This is a genomic window from Nocardioides sp. (genome assembly GCF_050699375.1).
Classification (GTDB): domain Bacteria; phylum Actinomycetota; class Actinomycetes; order Propionibacteriales; family Nocardioidaceae; genus Nocardioides.
Map to the genome: position 1 here is coordinate 17165 of NZ_JBOHDN010000272.1, position 18936 is coordinate 36100.

The following is an 18936-nucleotide window of genomic DNA, read 5'->3' on the forward strand; positions in this document are numbered from 1 at the left end:
TCAGCTGACCTTGATCACGGTCTTCCCGAAGTTCTGACCCCGGAGCATCCGGTTGAACACCTCGGGCGCGTTCTCGAGCCCCTCGGTGATGTCCTCGCGGTAGCGCAGCCTGCCCTCGGCGATCCAGCCGGTCGCCTCGGTGAGGAACTCACGCTGGTGATCGCGCGCGAACTCGTCCTGGATGAAACCCCTGATCAGCAGCGACTTGGTCAGGATGTGGCTCATCAGCGCAGGCGCCCGGTTGGGGCCCTCCGGCGCCGCGGTGGCGTTGTAGTGCGCGACGAGCCCGCACACCGGAACCCGCGCGAACTTGTTCAGCCGCGGCAGCACCGCGTCCCATACGTGCCCACCGACGTTCTCGAAGTAGATGTCGATCCCGTCGGGAACGGCCGACTTCAGCTGCTCCTTGAAGTCGGGCGCGCGGTGGTCGATGGCGGCGTCGAAGCCGAGCTCGGTCAGGTGCGCGACCTTCTCCGGCCCGCCGGCGATGCCCACCGCGCGGCAGCCGAGGACCTTGGCGATCTGACCGACCGTGGCGCCCACCGGACCGGTCGCGGCAGCCACCACGACGGTCTCGCCCGGCTTCGGCCGTCCGATCTGGGTCAGCCCCGCGTACGCCGTGAACCCCGGCATCCCCAGCACTCCCAGCGCGGTGGAGACCGGCGCGGCGTCAGGGTCGAGGCGCCGGGTCTGCTTCGCCGGTGCCACGGAGAACGCCTGCCACCCTCCGTACGCCAGCACCACGTCACCCACCTCGCGCGAGGGATCGCGCGACTCGACGACCTCCGCGACCGTGGCGCCGGGCAGCACGTCGCCCAGCGCGGTCGGCGCCGCGTACGACGGCGCGTCACTCATCCGTCCTCGCATGTACGGGTCGAGCGAGAGGTACCTCGTACGCAGCAGCACCTCACCCTCGCCGGCGACCGGCACCGCCGAGCTGACGATCGAGAAGTCTTCGGCGGTCGGCTCACCGACCGGGCGGGAACGGAGCAGGATCTGGGTGTTCGTCTCGGTCATCTCGCCATCGTGTCACGCACCCGTACCTCCGCCCGCCGGCGGCAACGGCACGACTCGCCACGGTCCATGCGTCGGTCGATTGGCGGGGTCTGGCAGGCTCTTACGTCGTGCGTGTCCTGTTCGCGGGTGCGCGTGCCCAGACAGGAGCGGAAGCTGTGATCGAGTTCGCGAGCGTTTCCAAGCGCTATCCAGACGGGACGACTGCCGTCGAGGACCTCACGCTGAAGATCGAGACGGGCCAGATCACTGTCTTCGTCGGACCGTCCGGATGCGGCAAGACGACCGCGCTGAGGATGATCAACAGGATGGTCGAACCGACCTCCGGACACATCCTGATCGACGGGGACGACGTCACCACCCGTCCGGCGGCGCAGCTGCGCCGCGAGATCGGCTACGTCATCCAGGCCGCGGGACTATTCCCGCACCGCTCGGTCGTCGACAACATCGCCACCGTCCCCGTGCTGCGGGGCGAGCGCCGCCGGGACGCACGCATGCAGGCGCTCGGCCTGCTGGAGCGCGTCGGGCTCCCGGCCAACCTCGGCGAGCGCTACCCCTCCCAGCTCTCCGGGGGCCAGCAGCAGCGTGTCGGGGTCGCCCGAGCGCTCGCGGCCGACCCGCCGGTGCTGCTCATGGACGAGCCGTTCTCCGCCGTCGACGCCGTGGTCCGCGACGATCTCCAGGCAGAGCTGCTCCGGCTGCAGAGCGAGCTCGGCAAGACGATCGTGCTGGTCACCCACGACATCGACGAGGCGATCCGGCTGGGTGACCGGGTCGCCGTCTTCGCGCAGGGCGCCCGCCTGGCCCAGTACGCAGCCCCCGCGGACCTGCTCGCCGCCCCTGCCGACGACTTCGTCGCCTCGCTCGTCGGGCGCGACCGCGGCTTCCGCGGTCTCTCGTTCGCGGACGAGAGCCAGATCGTGGTCAGGCCCATCGACCACGAGGTCGACGGTTCCAGGCTCGAGACCGACCAGGACGGTCGCCCGCTCGGGTGGCGGACCACCGACGGGCTCTTCCCGACCGAGGGCTCCTTCCGGGAGGGGGCGAGCCTGCGAGCCGTCACCGACCTGGTCATCCTCTCGCCCGCCGGTGCGGCCGTACGTGTCGACGAGGACGGTCGGGCGGACGGGCTGGTCCTGCTCGTGGACCTCGCCGGCGGCGTACGAGACCAACAGCGGAAGCGGCTGACGGTCCTGGCCGAGGGGGCTGGGTGAGCGACCTCTGGAGCTACCTCGTCACGAACCGCGGCGACGTGCTCACGGCGCTCGGGCAGCACATCTGGCTCGCCCTGCTCCCCGTCGCGATCGCGTTCCTGCTCGCGCTGCCGCTGGGCGCGCTCGCGCACCACTATCTACCCGTACGCCACGTCGCCCTCAACGTCGGCAGCGTCCTCTACACGGTCCCGTCGCTGGCGCTCCTCCTGCTGCTTCCCGGTCTCATCGGCACCAGCGTCCTCGATCCGGTCAACGTGGTCATCGCGCTCACGCTCTACTCGCTGGCCCTCCTCGTGCGCACCACCGCCGACGGCCTCGCCGCCGTCGATGAGACCGTCCTGCAGGCAGCCACGGCCATGGGCTACCGGCCCGTACGCCGCTGGTTCGCGGTGCAGCTTCCGTTGGCGCTGCCGGTGATCCTGGCCGGTCTCCGGGTCGCCACCGTCGCCAACGTCAGCATGGTCAGCGTGGCCGCCCTGATCGGCATCGGGGGCCTCGGCCAGCTCTTCACCCGAGGGTTCCAGCTGGGCTTCTACCTACCCCCGATCGTGATCGGGCTCGTGCTCTCGGTCGCGCTCGCGGTCATCGCCGACCTCCTCATCGTCGGCACACAGCGTCGCCTCACGCCCTGGACACAGGCAGGTGCCGAGTGAGCCTCGCCTACCTTCTCGACTCCGCCAACTGGGCCTTCAGCGATCCGAGCGGCTTCCCGCAGCGGATCCTCGAGCATCTCGGCTACACGGCGATCGCCCTGGCGATCGGGTTCGTGATCGCGTTCCCGATCGGGCTGCTGATCGGCCACACCGGGCGTGGCTCGATCGTCGCGATCAACCTCGGCAACGCCGGACGCGCGCTGCCGACCCTCGGCGTGCTCATGCTCGCGCTGGCCCTGGTCGGGATCGGGCTGGTCCCGGTCACGATCGCCCTGGTGGTGCTCGCGATCCCGCCGATCCTCGCCACCACGTACGCCGGGGTCCAGGCCGTCCCCGACGCGACGGTCGATGCGGCTCGCGGCGTGGGCATGACCGGCAGCCAGATCGCCTGGCGTGTCGAGGTTCCGATCGCGCTCCCGATCATCGTCGGCGGCCTCCGCAACGCGGCACTGCAGGTCGTCTCGACCGCCACCATCGCGGCGTACGTCGGTCTCGGCGGCCTCGGCCGCTATCTCTTCGACGGGCTGGCGACGCTCGAGTACGACCAGGTCGTCGCCGGTGCGATCGTGATCGCCGTCCTCGCCGTCGTGGTCGACCTGACCCTCGCCGGCATGCAGCGCCTGCTGGTCGCGCCCACAGGCTGACCCTTCCAGACCGGCCCCTCCAGACGTACCCATCCAGACCTATATCGACTACGAACCCGACGCAGCACCCAGCGAACCGAGAGGTATCTCATGTCCCGCCGAATCCGCACCACTGCGTATCTGCTCGCGACGCTCTCCATGGCAGGAACCCTGGCCGCCTGCGGTGGCGACCCGCTCGACTCCGCCTCGGAGGAGGGCGGGGACACGATCGTGGTCGGCTCGGCCAACTTCCCCGAGAGCGAGCTGCTCATGGAGATGTACGCCCAAGCGCTCGAGGCCGAGGGGGTCTCGGTCAAGACCAAGCCCAACATCGGCTCCCGCGAGGTCTACATGGAGGCCTTCAAGAGCGGTGACATCGATCTGCTGCCGGAGTACAACGGCGGCCTGCTGCTCTACCTCAAGCCCGACGGTGTGCCCGCGAACGTCTCCGCACCCGACGACGTCTACACCGCGCTCCAGGAGGCGCTGCCCGAGGGCAGCCAGACGCTGCCGCAGTCCGCGGCCGAGGACAAGGACTCGCTGACCGTCACCAAGGAGACCGCCGCGAAGTACTCCCTCGACAGCATCGAGGACCTCGCGCCGGTCGCGAAGGACCTCACCCTCGGGGCCAGCCCGGAGTTCAAGAAGCGCCCCCAGGGGGTCCCCGGGCTCGAGAAGTCCTACGGGGTCACCTTCAAGGAGTACAAGCCGCTGGACGCGGGCGGCCCGCTGACGGCGGCCGCTCTGAAGAAGGGCGACATCGACGTCGCCAACATCTTCACCACCGACTCCGGGATCGTCACCAACGACTGGGTGGTCCTGGAGGACCCGAAGAACCTCTTCCTCTCCCAGAACGTCGTGCCGCTGATCCGCTCGGAGGCGCTCAGTGACGATGCCGAGACCGCCATCAACGCCGTCTCCGAGGCGCTGACCACCGAGAACCTGACCGACGCGCTGGCGAAGGTGCAGGTCGACAAGACCGACCCGGCCACGGTCGCGAAGGAGTTCCTCGCCGACAACGGCGTGAGCTGAGCGCCTGCTCGAACCCTGGCCGTATGGCGTGGTCTCGGCAGGCTCGACCACCGGTGGTCGAGCCTGTCGGGACCGCGACACTGGCCAACGATCTGGGTGTCCGCCCGCGGCACGCGCGGGTAATGTGAACCGACATGACGAGCAGCAGCCAGGAGACGACCGGAGCGAGGCCGAGCGGCGAGCTTGCTCGTCCGCTCGCGCCGAGCGAGGGAGTAACCGCGCGAAGCGCGGACATCACCGTCGACGTCGTAGTCATCGGCGCCGGACCGACGGGCGAGAACGTCGCCGACCGCGCGGTCCAGGGCGGGCTGAGTGCGGCGATCGTCGAGAGCGAGCTCGTCGGCGGGGAGTGCTCCTACTGGGCATGCATGCCGACGAAGGCCCTCCTTCGTGACGCCTCGGCGCTGCGCGCCGCGCGCGCCCTGCCGGCCGCGGGAAAGGCGGTCACGGGAGACCTGGACGCGTCGGCGGTCCTGGCCAGGCGTGACCAGTTCGCCTCCGGGTGGAACGACTCCGGCCAGGTCGACTGGCTGACCGGAGCCGGGATCACCCTGGTCCGCGGACACGGCCGCATCACCGACACCCGGACCGTCACCGCCACGGGCTCCGACGGGAAAACGACGACGCTTCACGCACGTCACGCGGTCGTGGTCGCCACCGGCAGCGCCGCCCTGATCCCGCCCATCACCGGCCTGGCGGACATCAACCCGTGGACCAATCGGGAGGCCGCCGGCGCCAAGTCCATCCCGGGCCGCCTGGCGATCATCGGCGGCGGAGTCGTCGGCTCCGAGATGGCGACCGCCTACAGCGCCCTCGGGTCGCAGGTCACCCTCATCTCGCGCACCCGGATCCTTCCGAGCGTCGAGGAGTTCGCGAGCGAGCAGGTGACCGAGGCCCTCGAGACGTACGGGGTCTCAATGCACGTCGATGTCGACGCGGTCGAGGCCCAGCGGGAGGACTCCGGCGACGTACGCCTGACCCTCTCCGACGGCACGACGGTGACGGCCGACGAGGTGCTGGTCGCCGCCGGCCGCGTGCCGAACACCAAGGACCTGGGGCTCGAGCACGTCGGCCTGACTCCCGGCAGCTGGCTGAAGGTCGACGAGTCGCTCGCGGTGGTCGACGACGGAGGACGGCTCGAGGACGGCTGGCTCTACGCCGCGGGCGACGTGAACCATCGAGCACTGCTGACCCATCACGGCAAATACCAGGCCCGCGCTCTGGGCGATCTTCTCGTCGCCCGAGCCAACGGCGAGCAGCCCGACCTGAGCCCGTGGGGGCGTCACGCCGCCACCGCCGACGAGCGTGCCGTCACCCAGGTGATCTTCACCGATCCCGAGGTGATCGCCGTCGGTCACTCCGCCCGGTCCGCGAAGGATGCCGGCATCGAGGTCAGTGTCGTCGACCATGACCTCGGGGCGATCGCCGGATCCTCCCTGCATGCCGATGGCTATCGCGGCCAGGCGCGGATGGTCATCGATGACCAGCGCAACGTACTGGTCGGCTTCACCGCGGTCGGCCCGGACACCGCCGAGCTCTTGCAGGCAGCCACGATCGCGGTTGTCGGCGAGGTCCCACTCGACCGCCTCTGGCACGCCGTTCCGGCCTACCCGACCATCAGCGAGATCTGGCTGCGTCTGCTCGAGACCGCCGGACGCGATCGTTAGATCGCCGCCCACCACGAAGACAGACGCAGCCACCCCCCCATCGGCGGGCGAAAAATTTCGCCCGCCGCAATCGACCCTGCCCCCACGAAACGGCCTACCCCTGCTGCCGTAGATAGCACCCGAGGGAGGGACCGCTGGCACGCCGCTCCAGCCCGCCCAGCAGGCTCACCCGACCATCAGCGAGATCCGGCTCCGCCCCGCCCGAGGCCGCCGGACGCGACCGGTAGATCGCCACCCACCACGAAGACAGACGCAGCCACCCCCCCATCGGCGGGCGAAAAATTTCGCCCGCCGCAATGGTCCCTGCCGCGAGACGGCCTACCCCTGCTGCCGCAGGTAGCGCCCGAAGTGAGGGACGGTGAAGGCGATCCGGCCACGCTCGCCGGAGTAGATCAGGCCCTTCTTCATCAGCGCGTCTCGAGCCGGGGAGAGGGACTGCGGCTTCTTGTTGAGGAAGGTGGCGACGTCGGCGGTGGAGACGGTGCCGATGTCGTCGGCGCCGAGCTCGACGGCGGCGTCGGCCATCGCCCGCAGGTAGTCCCGCTCCGCGGGCGTTGCTCGCTCGTAGCGCGAGCCGAAGAAGCCGACCGCCAGCTCGCGCTCGGCCTCCGGAGCGGCCACCTTCACGTCCTCGACGGTGATCGGGGAGCGGGGCGCCTGATCCCACACGGTCTTGCCGTAGGCCTGGATGAAGTAGGGATAACCGCCCGTGGCGGAGTACATCTCATCCAGGGCGGCGGACTCGAACTCGGCCTCCTCCTCGCCCGCAGGGGCGGCGAGCGCGCGGTCGGCGGCGTCCCGCTCGAGGCGATCGATGCGCTGATAGGAGAAGAGCCGCTCGGAGTAGGACTTGCTCGCCGAGAGCACCGCCGGCAGGTGCGGCAGGCCGGCGCCGACGACGATCACCGGCAGGCCCGACTGGCTGATCTCGTGGCAGGCCGCGCACATCGCCGAGACGTCGTCGGGGCCGAGGTCCTGCATCTCGTCGATGAAGACGCCGACGCCCTTGCCGACGTCGGCGGCGAGCCCACCGACGTCGGTGAGCAGCTCGACCAGGTCGATCTCTATGTCACCCGAGTCCGCACGTCCCCGAACCGCGGGCGCCTCGATGCCCGGTGACCACTGCTCACGCAGCTTGGCGTTGGGGCCGGCCTCCCGTTGGGCGAACGAGCGGATCACGCCGAGCACGTGGTCGACGTCGTCGGCACTCGGATGGCCGAGCTCGCGAACCGCCTGATGGAGCGCGCTCGAGAGAGGCCGGCGCAGCGACTGGTCGGGACGGGCCTCCATCTTCCCGGTGCCCCAGCCCTTTCGGACCGCCGCGGATCGCAGCGTGTTGAGCAGCACCGTCTTGCCGACGCCACGGAGCCCGGTGAGCACCAACGACCGCTCCGGTCGCCCCCTCGCCACCCGCTCGAGCACCACGTCGAACTGCCCGAGCTGTTCGTTTCTACCGGCGAGCTCAGGGGGCCGCTGGCCGGCGCCGGGAGCGTACGGGTTGCGGATCGGGTCCATGATCAGACGATATCCACATATATAGGGCGCGTCTTAGATTTCGCTAGCGAGCCACATCATTGGTGAGCGTAGGTCAATATCCGTCTTTCTAAGACAGATCCTAGAAAGGCACAGAGAGCCCGATCAATCGCTATCGTCGAACACTTGTTCGATGATATCCACTTTCTTCTCCCCTGCGCAACCCGGAAGACCTAGACTCGCGAACATGCCGGAACTCCCCGAGGTGGAAGCGCTAGCCGAGGACCTGCGCGGACGACTGAAGGACCGCGCGATCACGAAGGTGCACGTCGTGCAGTTCAGCGCGCTCAAGACGTACGATCCGCCGTTGACCGCGGTCGAGGGCACGCTCGTCGACAACGTGACCCGCCACGGGAAGTTCATCGACATCGAGGCCAGCGGCATCCATCTGGTGATGCATCTGGCCCGCGGCGGCTGGATCCGCCGGCGTGACGAGATCCCGGCGACACCACCGCGCCCGGGCTCGAAGTCGGGGCTCGCGATCCGCATCGTGCTCGACGACGACACCGGGCTGGACATCACCGAGGGTGGCACCAAGAAGAGCCTCGCGCTCTACGTCGTCCACGACCCGCAGGACGTGCCAGGTGTCGCCTCCCTCGGCCCCGACCCGCTCTCCGACGACTTCACGCTGGACCGGTTCCGCGACATCCTCGCCGGTCAGGGCCGCAAGCAGATCAAGGGCGTGCTGCGGATGCAGTCGATCATCGCGGGCATCGGCAACGCCTACTCCGACGAGATCCTCTGGGCGGCCAAGATGTCGCCGTTCAAGCCATCCGACATGACGGCCGAGGAGTCGGAGAGCCTCTACGCAGCCCTGCGCTCCACGCTCCAGGACGCCGTCGAGCGCGACTCCGGCCTGGCGATGAGCGAGCTCAAGGGCGAGAAGAAGTCCAACCTCGCCGTGCACGGCAAGGCCGGCAAGAAGTGCCGGGTCTGCGACGACACGGTCCTCGAGGTCAGCTTCGCCGACTCGAGCCTGCAGTACTGCCCCACCTGCCAGACCGGCGGGAAGCCGCTCGCCGATCGCCGGATGTCCCGGCTCCTCAAGTAGGCTTTCCCGGTGAGCATCCCCACCGTCGAGATCACCGGAGTGCCCGACCCGCTGCCCGTGGCAGTCCTCGATGTGCGCGAGGCCGACGAGTGGGCCGCCGGGCACATCGAAGGCGCGACCCACATCCCGCTCCAGGAGCTACCGGCCCGCCTCGGCGACATCCCCGAGGGTCAGACCCTGGTCGTGTGCAAGGTCGGCGGGCGCAGCGCGCAGGCGGTCAACTACCTCGCCCAGCAGGGCTTCGAGGTGGTCAACCTCGCCGGCGGGATGCTCGACTGGGCCGCCGCCGGGCGGCCGATGGTCAGCGAGACCGGCGCCGACGCGTACGTCCTCTAGCTCGTCTCCGGCGGAGGGCCGCCGAACACCTCCGGGAGCGGCAGCCGGAGCGCCTTCTCCAGGTGGTCGAGGTAGTCGTTTCGAGCGATCTCGGTGACCCCGAGCGAGGCGAGATGGTCCGTACGCCACTGCACGTCCAGGATCCGCTGGTCGGTCGAGCCCGCTTCGCGCAGCCTCGACACCAGCGCGGCGAGAGCGACCTTGGACGCGTCGCGGACGCGATGGAACATCGACTCCCCGGCGAAGAGCCCACCGATGGCGACGCCATAGAGCCCGCCGACCAGGCGGTCGGACTGCCACGCCTCGACGGAGTGCGCCCAGCCCAGCTCGTGCAGGTCGCCATAGGCCCGACGGATCCGCTTGTCGATCCAGCCGTGCGGCCGGCGCGGGTCGGCACAAGATGCCACGACCTCGTCGAAGCTGGTGTCGATCCGGATCTCGAATTCCCGTGATGACCTGCGCAGAGAGCGAGAGACGCGGAGCCCGTCCAGAGGGAGTACGCCGCGCTTCACCGGCGAGAACCACATCATCGGATCGCGCGGTGACTCCCCGGGCATGGGGAAGATTCCGTGCCGGTAGGCGGCCAGGAGCGTCCCGGGTGCGGTGTCCGCCCCCATGCCCACCAGATCGTCCAGGCCACCCGCTCCGTGGGCAGCCGCACGCGGGTCACGAAGGTCGGCAAAGGCCCACGGCGACGGCTCCGGTTCGATCGGACCCCCAAGATTCGCCACGGCGAAACGGTATCGCCCCGCGCCGCCCCAACCACCACACACTTAAGATTTGCTCATGATCGGTCCCAAGTCAGTGCTCACCAGTGCGGCTGGCCGCCTCGCGCCCAAGGTCGTCCAGTCCGCCCCGGGCGTCACCACCAATGTGATCCGGCAGGCACTGCACCACGCGATCGTCGGTGTCGGCCCGCTCCCGGGAGCAGCCGCGGCCGCCGAGAAGCATCTCGACGATCACGACAACGACGTCGAGCTCGCGGTGAGGCACGTCATCGACACCCACGTGCGTCTGGCCGGCGTGGGCGGGTTCGCGACCAACATCGGCGGCCTGGTCACCCAGGCCGTGACGCTGCCGGCCAACATCACCGGGATGGCGATCATCCAGTGCCGGATGGTGGCCTCGATCGCGCACCTGCGCGGCTACGACCTGACCGATCCTCGCGTCCGCAACGCCATCCTGCTCACGCTCCTCAGCGAGGAGAAGGTCAGCAAGCAGATCCAGGAGCAGAGGATTCCCGCTCCACCGATGGCGATCGCGACAGCTCCGGCCTATGACCGCGCGGTCGACGACATCGTCGCCGCGGAGGTGGTCCAGGAGCTGATCGGCCGGGTCGCCGGCAAGCGCATCGTCTCCATGGTCGCCAAGCGGATCCCGCTCGTCGGCGGCGTCGTCGGCGCCGGCGCCGACGGGTGGATGACCTACCAGATCGGCCGTTACGCCTCGCGCGAGCTTCTGCCGAAGCGCACGACGCGGTAGACCTTCAGCACGGCCCGGCCCCACCAGCGGCGTTCGAGACCGTCGCGCGCACGCTCCTTCGGCACCAAGGTCCGGGTGTGCTCCAGCTCGGCCCGCAGGGCGCCGACCTCGCCCTCGAGCCGGGCCTCCGAGGCGCGTAGCCGGATGGCCTCCTGCAGCAGCGCGTCGATGGTGGCGACGCCGGCGTCCAGGACCTCGCGCGACGAGATCGAGTCGGGATCGACGAACGGCTTCTCGGCGAGGTCAGCGGGCACCAACAGCTCGTCCAGGTCGCCGACCACGTCATAGCCGCGGCCCGACAGCGCCTCGACCCAGCTCACGGAGAGCGCGTCGACCCACGGCAGGATCGATGGGGAGAGCGCCAGACGGGCCGATCCGCGGCGCTTGGCCAGCGTGCGGTGGGCCAAGAACTCGCGTACGAAAGGTCGGTAGTCGGCCGGCTCGATCACCGGCACGACCTCGAGGTTGATCTCGCGCAGCAGGGCCGCCTCGGGCACGCCGAGCGAGGGGTTGCCCCGGTCGATCTCGGCGAAGTCGATCTCGAGATCGTCGAGCCAGAACGCCTGGGAGAACCGCTGCCACAGCAGTGCCGAGTCGGATCCGGGCGGCGGGACGGTGATCAGGTGGACGCGCTCGGGCGGGATGCCCTGGGTCCATCGGTCGAGGATGTCGGGCAGCTCCTGGACCCCCCAGAACCACGACCCGATCCTCCCCTCACGGGCAGGATCACGGATCTCGTCGAGGAACTCCGCGTACGACACGACCGAGCGATGCTTGATGTTCTCCTGCCACTCGGCCGGGATCTGCCTGGCCAGGTCGCGGGCGGAGAGCATGATGTGGACCTCGGAGTCGCCCAGCGAGTCCAGGGCGTGCTTGGCCTGCTGCCACGACGCACTCGCCAGGATCTCGTGAGAGATGATCACGGTGCCGCTCTCGACTGCCCGCACCTTCTCGGCGAGGGCGTCCCAGGCGCCGGTCGCCTCCTCCTCGATGCCGCCCCAGGGCAGGTCCATCAGGTCGAGCGCAGCGAGGAAGTGCGCGTCGAAGCGGTCGGCGAAGTAGTAGACGCCCTGCCCGGCGAGGGACTCTCGATTGTGGAAGAGAACGTCCTGAAGATAGGACGTGCCAGTCTTCGGGGTGCCGACGTGAAGCAGCACGCGCCGCCCAGTCTCCAACGTTTCTACTCCTCTAGGAACGCCCCGCCAGCAATGACAATGCGAGCGCCAGCGCCCGGCGCCCGTCGGGACCCTGCGACGTCCTCCCCGAGGGAAGAAGCCGGTCCGGGTCTCCATGGAGAGCGTATCTGGCTCCGACCAGTGCATCACGCTGGGCCCGCGCCCGTGTTGTGACCCAATTCAAACTTTGCGCGGGGAAGCCGACCTCGCTCGCCCCGGGATGAAGGGGCTCGAGCTTCTCCAGCCGTGGCCGCAGGCCGTCCATCAGCAGCTTCCGATGGGTCTCGAGGTCGGTTCGTACGCTGAGAACCTGCCCGATCACGCGAGCGACCTCGTGCGCCTCGGCCGAGACGGACCAGGGCCCGGGGAGGCTGTCGACGCCGAGCAGCCCGGGCAGCAGGGAGGGGTCGGTGACGATCTCGACGCGCTCCTTCCCGACCCGCGCCGCCCACCAGGCGGCGATCCGGGGCAGGTCGGCACGCGGTCCGAGCCAGCCACGCCACTGGGCGTCACGCATCCAGATGGGCCATGGGTTGACCCGGTTGGTGAAGGTGCGGAACTTCCAGGCAGCGGCGGCGACCTCGTCGAGCGGGCCACCGAGGACATAGACCGTGTAGCCCTCGCCCCCGGGCCGCTTCCCCTGCCGCTCCAGCTCCTCCCGGATCGGCAGGGTGAGCCACGGGGAGCCGACCAGGCGATACGGCAGCCTGTCCTGTTCGGGGGCTGTCCGTCCGGCCGACCCGTGCGACGCGGCCCAGCGTCGCCGAGCCCGAGCCAGCCATCTCGTACGTGGCGCCCGCTCCTCCTCGATGCCTGCCAGAAGATCCTCGGCAAGCAGCACACTGGCCGCTCTCAACAGCTCCTGCGGCGGCAACGTGGCCGGATCCACCGGCTGGGGGCCGTACGTCCTGTTCGAGGTGTCACCGAGCAGCGGCAGGTCCCGGCGGCCGCGGCCGGGCGGACTGGTGCGCAGCAGGCTGTCGACCCGTGAGGGCTCCGACGGGCCGGTCGCGTTGAGCCGTCGCAGCAGCTCGAGCATCTCGGCACCGGGAAGATGGGCGGCAGCGAACGGCGAGGCGGGCTCGGACCATGAGGCCCACGGGGTCGTCCCACCCTCGCGCAGATGCGCGGCCCAACCCCAACCCCTGGTCGGCGCCAGCGTGCCCGCTTGCATCAGGAGCGTCGCCCCTTGACCCGTCGCATGAGGTTCGAGGCGCGCGAGGCGACCGGGCGCCGGCTGCGGGAGGCCTCGACGACGACCGCCACCAGCGCATCGATCGCGGCGTCGGCGACGTCCTTGGCGCGAGGAGCGTCCGGGTCGATCCACTCGGCGTCGGCAGCCGGATGCCGCGGCCGGAGGTCGGCGAGATCGCCCGCGACGTCCACCTTGGCGAGCTCGGCCCACTCGACCCACGAGTCGGCGACCTGGTCGGCCCAGCCGAAGGCAGCGGGCGGCATGGTGACGCGCTCACGGCCGTCGCGGTGGGCGAGGGTGCGCTTGGCGATCACCTCGGTGACCATCTGGCGGTAGTCCTCACGTGGGAGCTCCTCCGCCTCGAGCCTCGCGTTGAGCCGGCGCAGCAGCGTGGCCTCGGCACGGCCGAGGGACTGGTTGTGCCGGTCGCTGTCGATGGGCGTCCAGGACTCGTCGACCCCGATGACGTCGCAGAACCGGCGCCAGAGCACCTCGCTCGGAGCTCCGTCGTGCGGCACGGTGATCAGGTGGACCCGCTCCGGCGGCAGGTTGCGTCCCCACCGGCTGAGCACGTCGGGCAGGCCGTGCGTACGCCAGAACCAGGCCGCCGAGCGCGACTGCTTGGCCGTCTGCATCCGCTCCAGGTAGCGCGCGAAGGTGACCTTGCGCTCGCGCTGCATCTGGTCCTGCCACTCCGCGGCCACGACGCGCGAGATGTCGCGGGCGGTGTAGACGATGTGCAGCTCGGCGCCGCCACCCTCGCCCAGGTCGGCCATCGCCTTCTCGACCCGGTCGGGCCTGGCTCCGGCGAGGAGCTGGTGGCTGATCACGACGGTGTCGGACTCGTGGCGACGGATGCGCTTGACCAGCGAGTCCCACTCGCCGTGGACAGTCTTCCTCATCCCACCCCAAGGACGGTCGATCAGGTCGAGCGCCGGCCGGAAGAAGTCGGGTTGGCCGCCGACGGGGTAGAAGACGCCATGCTTCTCCAGGGACACCCGGTTGTGGAACAACCGGTCCTGGAGGTACGTCGTGCCCGTCTTCGGGGCGCCGACGTGGAGGAAGACTTTGCGCGCCATGGTCCCGCTATTCTGCACCAAGTTAGTAGAGATTGTCGCGGCGGTCCGTGTTTTGTCACCCGGCCGTCACTCTTGCGTGCAGTCTAGAGCCCTACGGACGGAGGGCACGTACGACGGCCGAGGGACTCGGCCTGCCGAGGTGGTCGGCGAGCCAGCTGCTGGTGCCGGCGACCTTGCCGAGGTCGACGCCGTGCTCGATCCCCAGGCCGTCGAGCATCCAGAGGAGATCCTCGGTGGCCAGGTTGCCGGTCGCGCTCTTGGCGTAGGGGCAACCGCCGAGGCCGCCCGCGCTGGCGTCGTAGGTGGTCACGCCCGACTCCAGGCCTGCATAGGTGTTGGCCAGCGCCTGGCCGTACGTGTCGTGGAAGTGCAGCGCAAGCTTCTCCGTCGGGACGCCGGCGGCGGTGAAGGCGCCGACGAGCTGCTTGACGTGGCCCGCGGTGCCGACGCCGATGGTGTCGCCGAGGCTGAGCTCGTCGGCGCCGAGGTCGAGCAGCCGCCTGCCGGCCTCGACGACCTTGGCGATCTCGACCTGACCCTCCCACGGGTCGCCGAAGCACATCGACAGGTAGCCGCGGACGGTCATCCCGGCATCCTTCGCGCGCGCCATCGTCGGCTCGAACATCGCGAACTGGCCGTCGTAGCTCTGGTTGAGGTTCTTGTTGGCGAAAGTCTCCGTCGCGCTGCCGAAGATCGCGATGTGGCGCAGGCCCAGCTCGAGGGCACGGTCGAGCCCCTTCTCGTTCGGGACCAGCACAGGGAGCTCCCTGGCCCTCTCGCCGAGGCGGTCGACCAGCTCGGTCATCAGCTCCTTGGCGTCGGCCAGCTGCGGCACCCACTTCGGGTGCACGAAGCTGGTGGCCTCCACCGGGCTCAGGCCCGCGTCGAGCAGCCGGGTGACCAGGTCTGCCTTGACCCCGGTGTCGATGCTCGTCTGCTCGTTCTGGAGTCCGTCCCGCGCGCCGACCTCGTAGATCGTCACGCTCGTCGGGAGGCCGTCCTGGCGTACGACGGCGGGGAGGGCACTCATTGCACTGTCTCCTTCAGGGGTAACACGCTGTTCGTAGGACTACTCGCCCTATCAGAACGACCGGATAGACCTACGAACGACGTGTTACATGTTCGCCGGTCACTCATCGGGCTCCACCACGAAGAGCTCCGCGCCCAGGGGGACCTGCGCGCCGGCGGCTGCCCCGACCACCGTGACCGTGCCGGCGAACGGTGCTTTGAGGGCGACCTCCATCTTCATGGCCTCGAGCACGCCGAGGACCTGGCCCTCCTCGACCCGCTGGCCGACCTCGACGCGCACGTCGATCACGGTTCCGGGCATCTTGGCCTCCACCGCACCGTCGCTGTGGTGCGCGGCGGCACCGGCGACGCGGTCGGGCGGGGAGAGGTCGAAGCGGTGGCCCTGGTGGACGATCTCGGCGAGACCGCTCTGGGTGCGGCTGGACTGGACGTTGACGGCCGCCCAGTGACGTACGCCGTCGACGACGGCCACGAGGACGTGGTCGGCCGCGCTGATCTGCTGCACGCGATGGTTGTCGACGAGGCCCGCCGGGCGGTCGACGGTGACGGTGCGGTCCAGGTCGACGATGGTCGGCGCCGGTGGGCCGGCGATCCGCCAGCCGTCGGCGCGGAACGCGGTCTTGGTGTCGGAGGCCGCGGAGAGCATCGCGCTCACCCACGCGACGAGGGTGCGCGGCACCTCGGGATCAGGCACCGGCACCTCGTTGCGGTCCAGCCAGGCCGTGTCGATCTCCGCGTCGCGGAACGCGTCGGAGGCGGCCAGCACGCGCAGGAAGCCGGTGTTGGTGGTCAGCCCGAGGACCGCGGTCTCGTCGAGCGCCTTGACCAGCGCGCTGCGGGCCGCCTCGCGGTCGTCGCCGCGGACGATGATCTTGGCGAGCATCGGGTCGTAGGCGGTGCTGACGACCTGCTCGCTCTCCAGGGCGTGCTCGACCCGGGCCGCGGACGGCCAGCGCACGATCGAGGTCGTGCCCGCCTGCGGGAGGAAGCCGTCGAAGGCATCCTCGGCGTAGACCCGGACCTCGAGGGCGTGGCCCTCCATGCGTACGTCGTCCTGGGCGATGCCCAGCGGCTCACCGGCGGCGACCCGGAGCTGGAGCGCGACGAGGTCGACGCCTTCGCCACCGACCCGAACGGCCTCCTCGGTGACCGGGTGCTCGACCTGGAGACGGGTGTTCATCTCCAGGAAGTAGGCCTCGCCGGTTGCCTCGTCGAGCAGGAACTCGACGGTCCCCGCGCCGGCGTAGCCGACCTGCTTCGCGAGCGCGACGGCGCTGGTCAGAACCAGATTTCGCTGCTCGTCGGTGAGCGTCGGGGCGGGCGCCTCCTCGATCACCTTCTGGTGGCGGCGCTGGACCGAGCAGTCGCGCTCGCCGAAGTGGATGACGTCGCCGGCGGTGTCCCCGAAGACCTGCACCTCGATGTGGCGGCCACGCTCGACGTACTTCTCGATCAGGAGGGTCTCATCACCGAACGAGCTCAGCGCCTCGCGCGCCGCCGCCGCCCGGGCCTCGTCGAGCTCGTCGGCCGAGCGGACGATGCGCATGCCCTTGCCGCCGCCGCCCGCCGCGGCCTTGACGAGCAGCGGATAGGGGCTGTCCTCACCCCGCGGAACCACAGGTACGCCGGCGGCTACCGCGATCTCGCGGGCGGCGTCCTTGCGGCCCATCTGCTCGATCACCTCGGGCGTCGGACCGACCCAGGCCAGCCCCGCCTTCGCCACCGAGCGGGCGAACTCCGCCCGCTCGGAGAGGAAGCCGTAGCCCGGGTGGATCGCCCCGGCTCCGGCCGCGGTGGCGGCTGAGACCACCTCGTCCACGTCGAGGTAGGAGGCCACCTCGATGGCCTCGTCGGCGTCGCGTACGTGGGGGGCTTCCGAGTCCAGCGCGGTGTAGATCGCGACCGTCCGGATCCCCATCGCTCGACACGTCCGGAAGACCCGTCGCGCGATCTCGCCCCGGTTGGCGACCAGCACACTCTCGAACATCACTCCAGCCCCTTCAGGAACAGTGGTTGCCGAGTCGGCGCGTCATGACGCGCCGGCTCGGCGTGGATTGCGGTCAGGATGAGCCGACTCGGCATGGTCACATCCGGAAGATTCCGTAGTTGGGCTCGGGCGTGGGCGCGTTCGCCGCCACGGCGAGGCCCATCGCCAGCACCCGGCGGGTGTCGGCGGGGTCGATGATCCCGTCGTCCCACAGGCGCGCGGTCGCGTAGTAGGGCGAGCCCTGCGCTTCGTACTGCTCCCGGATCGGCGTCTTGAACTCCTCGTCGTCCGGCTTCCCGGCGACGGTCGCGAGCACCGATGCGGCCTGCTCGCCGCCCATGACCGAGATCCGCGCGTTGGGCCACATCCACAGGAACCTCGGGTCGTAGGCGCGACCGCACATGCCGTAGTTGCCGGCGCCATAGGACCCCCCGATGACGACGGTGAACTTCGGCACCACCGAGCACGCCACCGCGGTGACGAGCTTGGCGCCGTCGCGGGCGATGCCCTTGTTCTCGTACTCCTTGCCGACCATGAACCCGGTGATGTTCTGCAGGAACACCAGCGGGATGCCGCGCTGGTTGCACAGCTCCACGAAGTGGGCGCCCTTGAGCGCCGACTCGGAGAAGAGGATGCCGTTGTTGGCGACGATGCCGACCTGCTGGCCCTCGATGTGCGCGAACCCGCAGACCAGGGTCTCGCCGTAGAGCTGCTTGAACTCCTGCAGCTTGGACCCGTCGACGATGCGGCGGATCACCTCACGTACGTCGTAGGGGGTCCTGGTGTCGCCCGGCACCACGTCGACGAGCGTCTCGGGAGACTCCACCGGCTCGTCGTAGGTTCCGGCGTCCGAGGCCGCCTGCTCCGGAAGCGTCGCCACGATCCCACGTACGATCTCGAGCGCGTGCTTGTCGTCGTCGGCGAGGTGGTCGACGACGCCCGAGGTGGTGGCGTGGACCAGCCCGCCTCCGAGCTCCTCGGCGGTGACCTCCTCGCCCGTGGCTGCCTTCACCAGCGGCGGGCCGCCGAGGAAGATCGTGCCCTGGTCGCGGACGATGACGGTCTCGTCGCTCATCGCCGGGACGTACGCGCCGCCGGCCGTGCACGATCCCATGACCGAGGCGATCTGCGGGATCCCCCGCGCGGACATGTTGGCCTGGTTGAAGAAGATGCGCCCGAAGTGCTCGCGGTCGGGGAAGACCTCGTCCTGCATGGGCAGGAAGGCGCCGCCGGAGTCGACGAGATAGATGCACGGCAGCTGGTTCTCCGCGGCGATCGTCTGCGCGCGCAGGTGCTTCTTGACGGTCATCGGGTAGTAGGTGCCGCCCTTCACCGTCGCGTCGTTCGCCACGACCATGCACTTGCGGCCGTTGACCAGCCCGATCCCGGCGACGACGCCCGCCGACGGCACCGCCCACTCGTCGCCGTCGTCATACATCTCGTACGCTGCCAGCGGGCTCAGCTCCAGGAACGGCGACCCGGGGTCGAGGAGCGTGTCCACCCGGTCGCGTGGAAGCAGCTTCCCGCGGTCGGTGTGCCGTTGCCGGGAGCGCTCGCTCCCACCCAGTCTTACCCGCCCGAGCCGCTGTCGCAGCTCGTCGGTGAGCTCACGCAAGTTCGCCGCCATGCCCCGAGGTTAACGTTCATTAACCTAGCCTGGCAAGACCCTGCCCCCGCGAGAAGTCGCCCGTGCAGGCCGAGAAGTCACGTGCGCAGGCCGAAGCGTCACTCCTGCAGGCCGAGAGGTCGGCGGAATCCAGCGGTCTAAGCAACATCCCTGATGAAGGAGTGTTGCGGTGGCTTATCCGGCAGAGGTGTGGTCGCGGTTCTTCGATCTGGCGTGTTCGGGTACGTCGCTGCTGCAGG

General features: G+C 69.7%; 17 protein-coding genes. 8 read left to right on the plus strand and 9 right to left on the minus strand.

The features are described 5' to 3' along the window. The gene (locus tag ACRDPS_RS19650) at positions 1 to 1017 is read right to left on the minus strand and encodes an NADP-dependent oxidoreductase (RefSeq protein WP_431503348.1); all 1017 of its coding nucleotides are present in this window, start codon (positions 1015 to 1017) and stop codon (positions 1 to 3) included. 155 nt (positions 1018 to 1172) lie between these two features. On the opposite strand from ACRDPS_RS19650, the gene ACRDPS_RS19655 reads away from it, so the two are divergent. The 5 genes from ACRDPS_RS19655 to ACRDPS_RS19675 all read left to right on the plus strand — a co-directional run bounded on the left by ACRDPS_RS19655 (position 1173) and on the right by ACRDPS_RS19675 (position 6203). Continuing rightward, positions 1173 to 2228: an ABC transporter ATP-binding protein gene (locus ACRDPS_RS19655; protein ID WP_431503349.1), complete on the plus strand. Its 1056-nt coding sequence runs from the start codon at positions 1173 to 1175 to the stop codon at positions 2226 to 2228. Next, entirely contained in the window at positions 2225 to 2881 is a 657-nt protein-coding gene (locus ACRDPS_RS19660) for an ABC transporter permease (RefSeq protein WP_431503350.1), read from the plus strand. Before ACRDPS_RS19655 ends, ACRDPS_RS19660 begins: the two co-directional genes overlap by 4 nt. Next, positions 2878 to 3525, plus strand: a complete 648-nt coding sequence (locus tag ACRDPS_RS19665) for an ABC transporter permease (protein WP_431503351.1) — start codon at positions 2878 to 2880, stop codon at positions 3523 to 3525. Before ACRDPS_RS19660 ends, ACRDPS_RS19665 begins: the two co-directional genes overlap by 4 nt. Before the next feature lie 90 nt (positions 3526 to 3615). Next, positions 3616 to 4536, plus strand: coding sequence for an ABC transporter substrate-binding protein (locus tag ACRDPS_RS19670; protein WP_431503352.1), 921 nt, complete (start codon positions 3616 to 3618; stop codon positions 4534 to 4536). 134 nt (positions 4537 to 4670) lie between these two features. Continuing rightward, positions 4671 to 6203: a dihydrolipoyl dehydrogenase family protein gene (locus ACRDPS_RS19675; RefSeq protein WP_431503353.1), complete on the plus strand. Its 1533-nt coding sequence runs from the start codon at positions 4671 to 4673 to the stop codon at positions 6201 to 6203. 318 nt (positions 6204 to 6521) lie between these two features. Here ACRDPS_RS19675 and ACRDPS_RS19680 read toward each other — a convergent pair whose 3' ends face one another. Then, positions 6522 to 7718 carry an AAA family ATPase gene (locus ACRDPS_RS19680; RefSeq protein WP_431503354.1) on the minus strand — a complete coding sequence of 399 codons (1197 nt, stop codon included), beginning with the start codon at positions 7716 to 7718 and terminating at the stop codon, positions 6522 to 6524. Positions 7719 to 7923: 205 nt separating this feature from the next. Here ACRDPS_RS19680 and ACRDPS_RS19685 point away from each other — a divergent pair, with 205 nt between their 5' ends. Both ACRDPS_RS19685 and ACRDPS_RS19690 read left to right on the plus strand, forming a co-directional pair. Continuing rightward, positions 7924 to 8787 carry an Fpg/Nei family DNA glycosylase gene (locus tag ACRDPS_RS19685; RefSeq protein ID WP_431503355.1) on the plus strand — a complete coding sequence of 288 codons (864 nt, stop codon included), beginning with the start codon at positions 7924 to 7926 and terminating at the stop codon, positions 8785 to 8787. A 9-nt stretch (positions 8788 to 8796) separates the two neighbouring features. Next, positions 8797 to 9123 carry a rhodanese-like domain-containing protein gene (locus tag ACRDPS_RS19690; RefSeq protein WP_431503356.1) on the plus strand — a complete coding sequence of 109 codons (327 nt, stop codon included), beginning with the start codon at positions 8797 to 8799 and terminating at the stop codon, positions 9121 to 9123. Here the strand turns inward: ACRDPS_RS19690 and aat are convergent. Continuing rightward, complete coding sequence (gene aat / locus ACRDPS_RS19695; RefSeq protein ID WP_431503357.1) at positions 9120 to 9854, minus strand: leucyl/phenylalanyl-tRNA--protein transferase; 735 nt, start codon at positions 9852 to 9854, stop codon at positions 9120 to 9122. The genes ACRDPS_RS19690 and aat overlap by 4 nt on opposite strands. 55 nt (positions 9855 to 9909) lie before the next feature. Between aat and ACRDPS_RS19700 the strand changes: the two genes are divergently transcribed. Further along, positions 9910 to 10605 (plus strand): EcsC family protein, encoded by a 696-nt coding sequence (locus ACRDPS_RS19700; protein ID WP_431503358.1) that lies wholly within the window; start codon positions 9910 to 9912, stop codon positions 10603 to 10605. Here ACRDPS_RS19700 and ACRDPS_RS19705 read toward each other — a convergent pair. The 6 genes from ACRDPS_RS19705 to ACRDPS_RS19730 form a co-directional block, all read right to left on the minus strand. Beyond that, the gene (locus ACRDPS_RS19705; RefSeq protein ID WP_431503359.1) at positions 10563 to 11762 is read right to left on the minus strand and encodes a hypothetical protein; all 1200 of its coding nucleotides are present in this window, start codon (positions 11760 to 11762) and stop codon (positions 10563 to 10565) included. The genes ACRDPS_RS19700 and ACRDPS_RS19705 overlap by 43 nt on opposite strands. A 31-nt stretch (positions 11763 to 11793) precedes the next feature. Continuing rightward, on the minus strand, positions 11794 to 12954 hold the full coding sequence (locus ACRDPS_RS19710) for a hypothetical protein (protein ID WP_431503360.1): 1161 nt from the start codon (positions 12952 to 12954) through the stop codon (positions 11794 to 11796). Beyond that, a complete protein-coding gene (locus ACRDPS_RS19715) occupies positions 12954 to 14054 on the minus strand; it encodes a hypothetical protein (protein WP_431503361.1) in 1101 nt (366 codons plus the stop codon). The genes ACRDPS_RS19710 and ACRDPS_RS19715 overlap by 1 nt, the downstream gene beginning before the upstream one ends. Positions 14055 to 14145: 91 nt before the next feature. After that, the gene (locus ACRDPS_RS19720) at positions 14146 to 15084 is read right to left on the minus strand and encodes a hydroxymethylglutaryl-CoA lyase (RefSeq protein ID WP_431503362.1); all 939 of its coding nucleotides are present in this window, start codon (positions 15082 to 15084) and stop codon (positions 14146 to 14148) included. Between the two features lie 99 nt (positions 15085 to 15183). Then, on the minus strand, positions 15184 to 17070 hold the full coding sequence (locus ACRDPS_RS19725; protein ID WP_431503363.1) for an acetyl/propionyl/methylcrotonyl-CoA carboxylase subunit alpha: 1887 nt from the start codon (positions 17068 to 17070) through the stop codon (positions 15184 to 15186). A gap of 97 nt (positions 17071 to 17167) precedes the next feature. Further along, entirely contained in the window at positions 17168 to 18697 is a 1530-nt protein-coding gene (locus ACRDPS_RS19730) for a carboxyl transferase domain-containing protein (protein ID WP_431503364.1), read from the minus strand. Positions 18698 to 18936 lie beyond the last annotated feature (239 nt).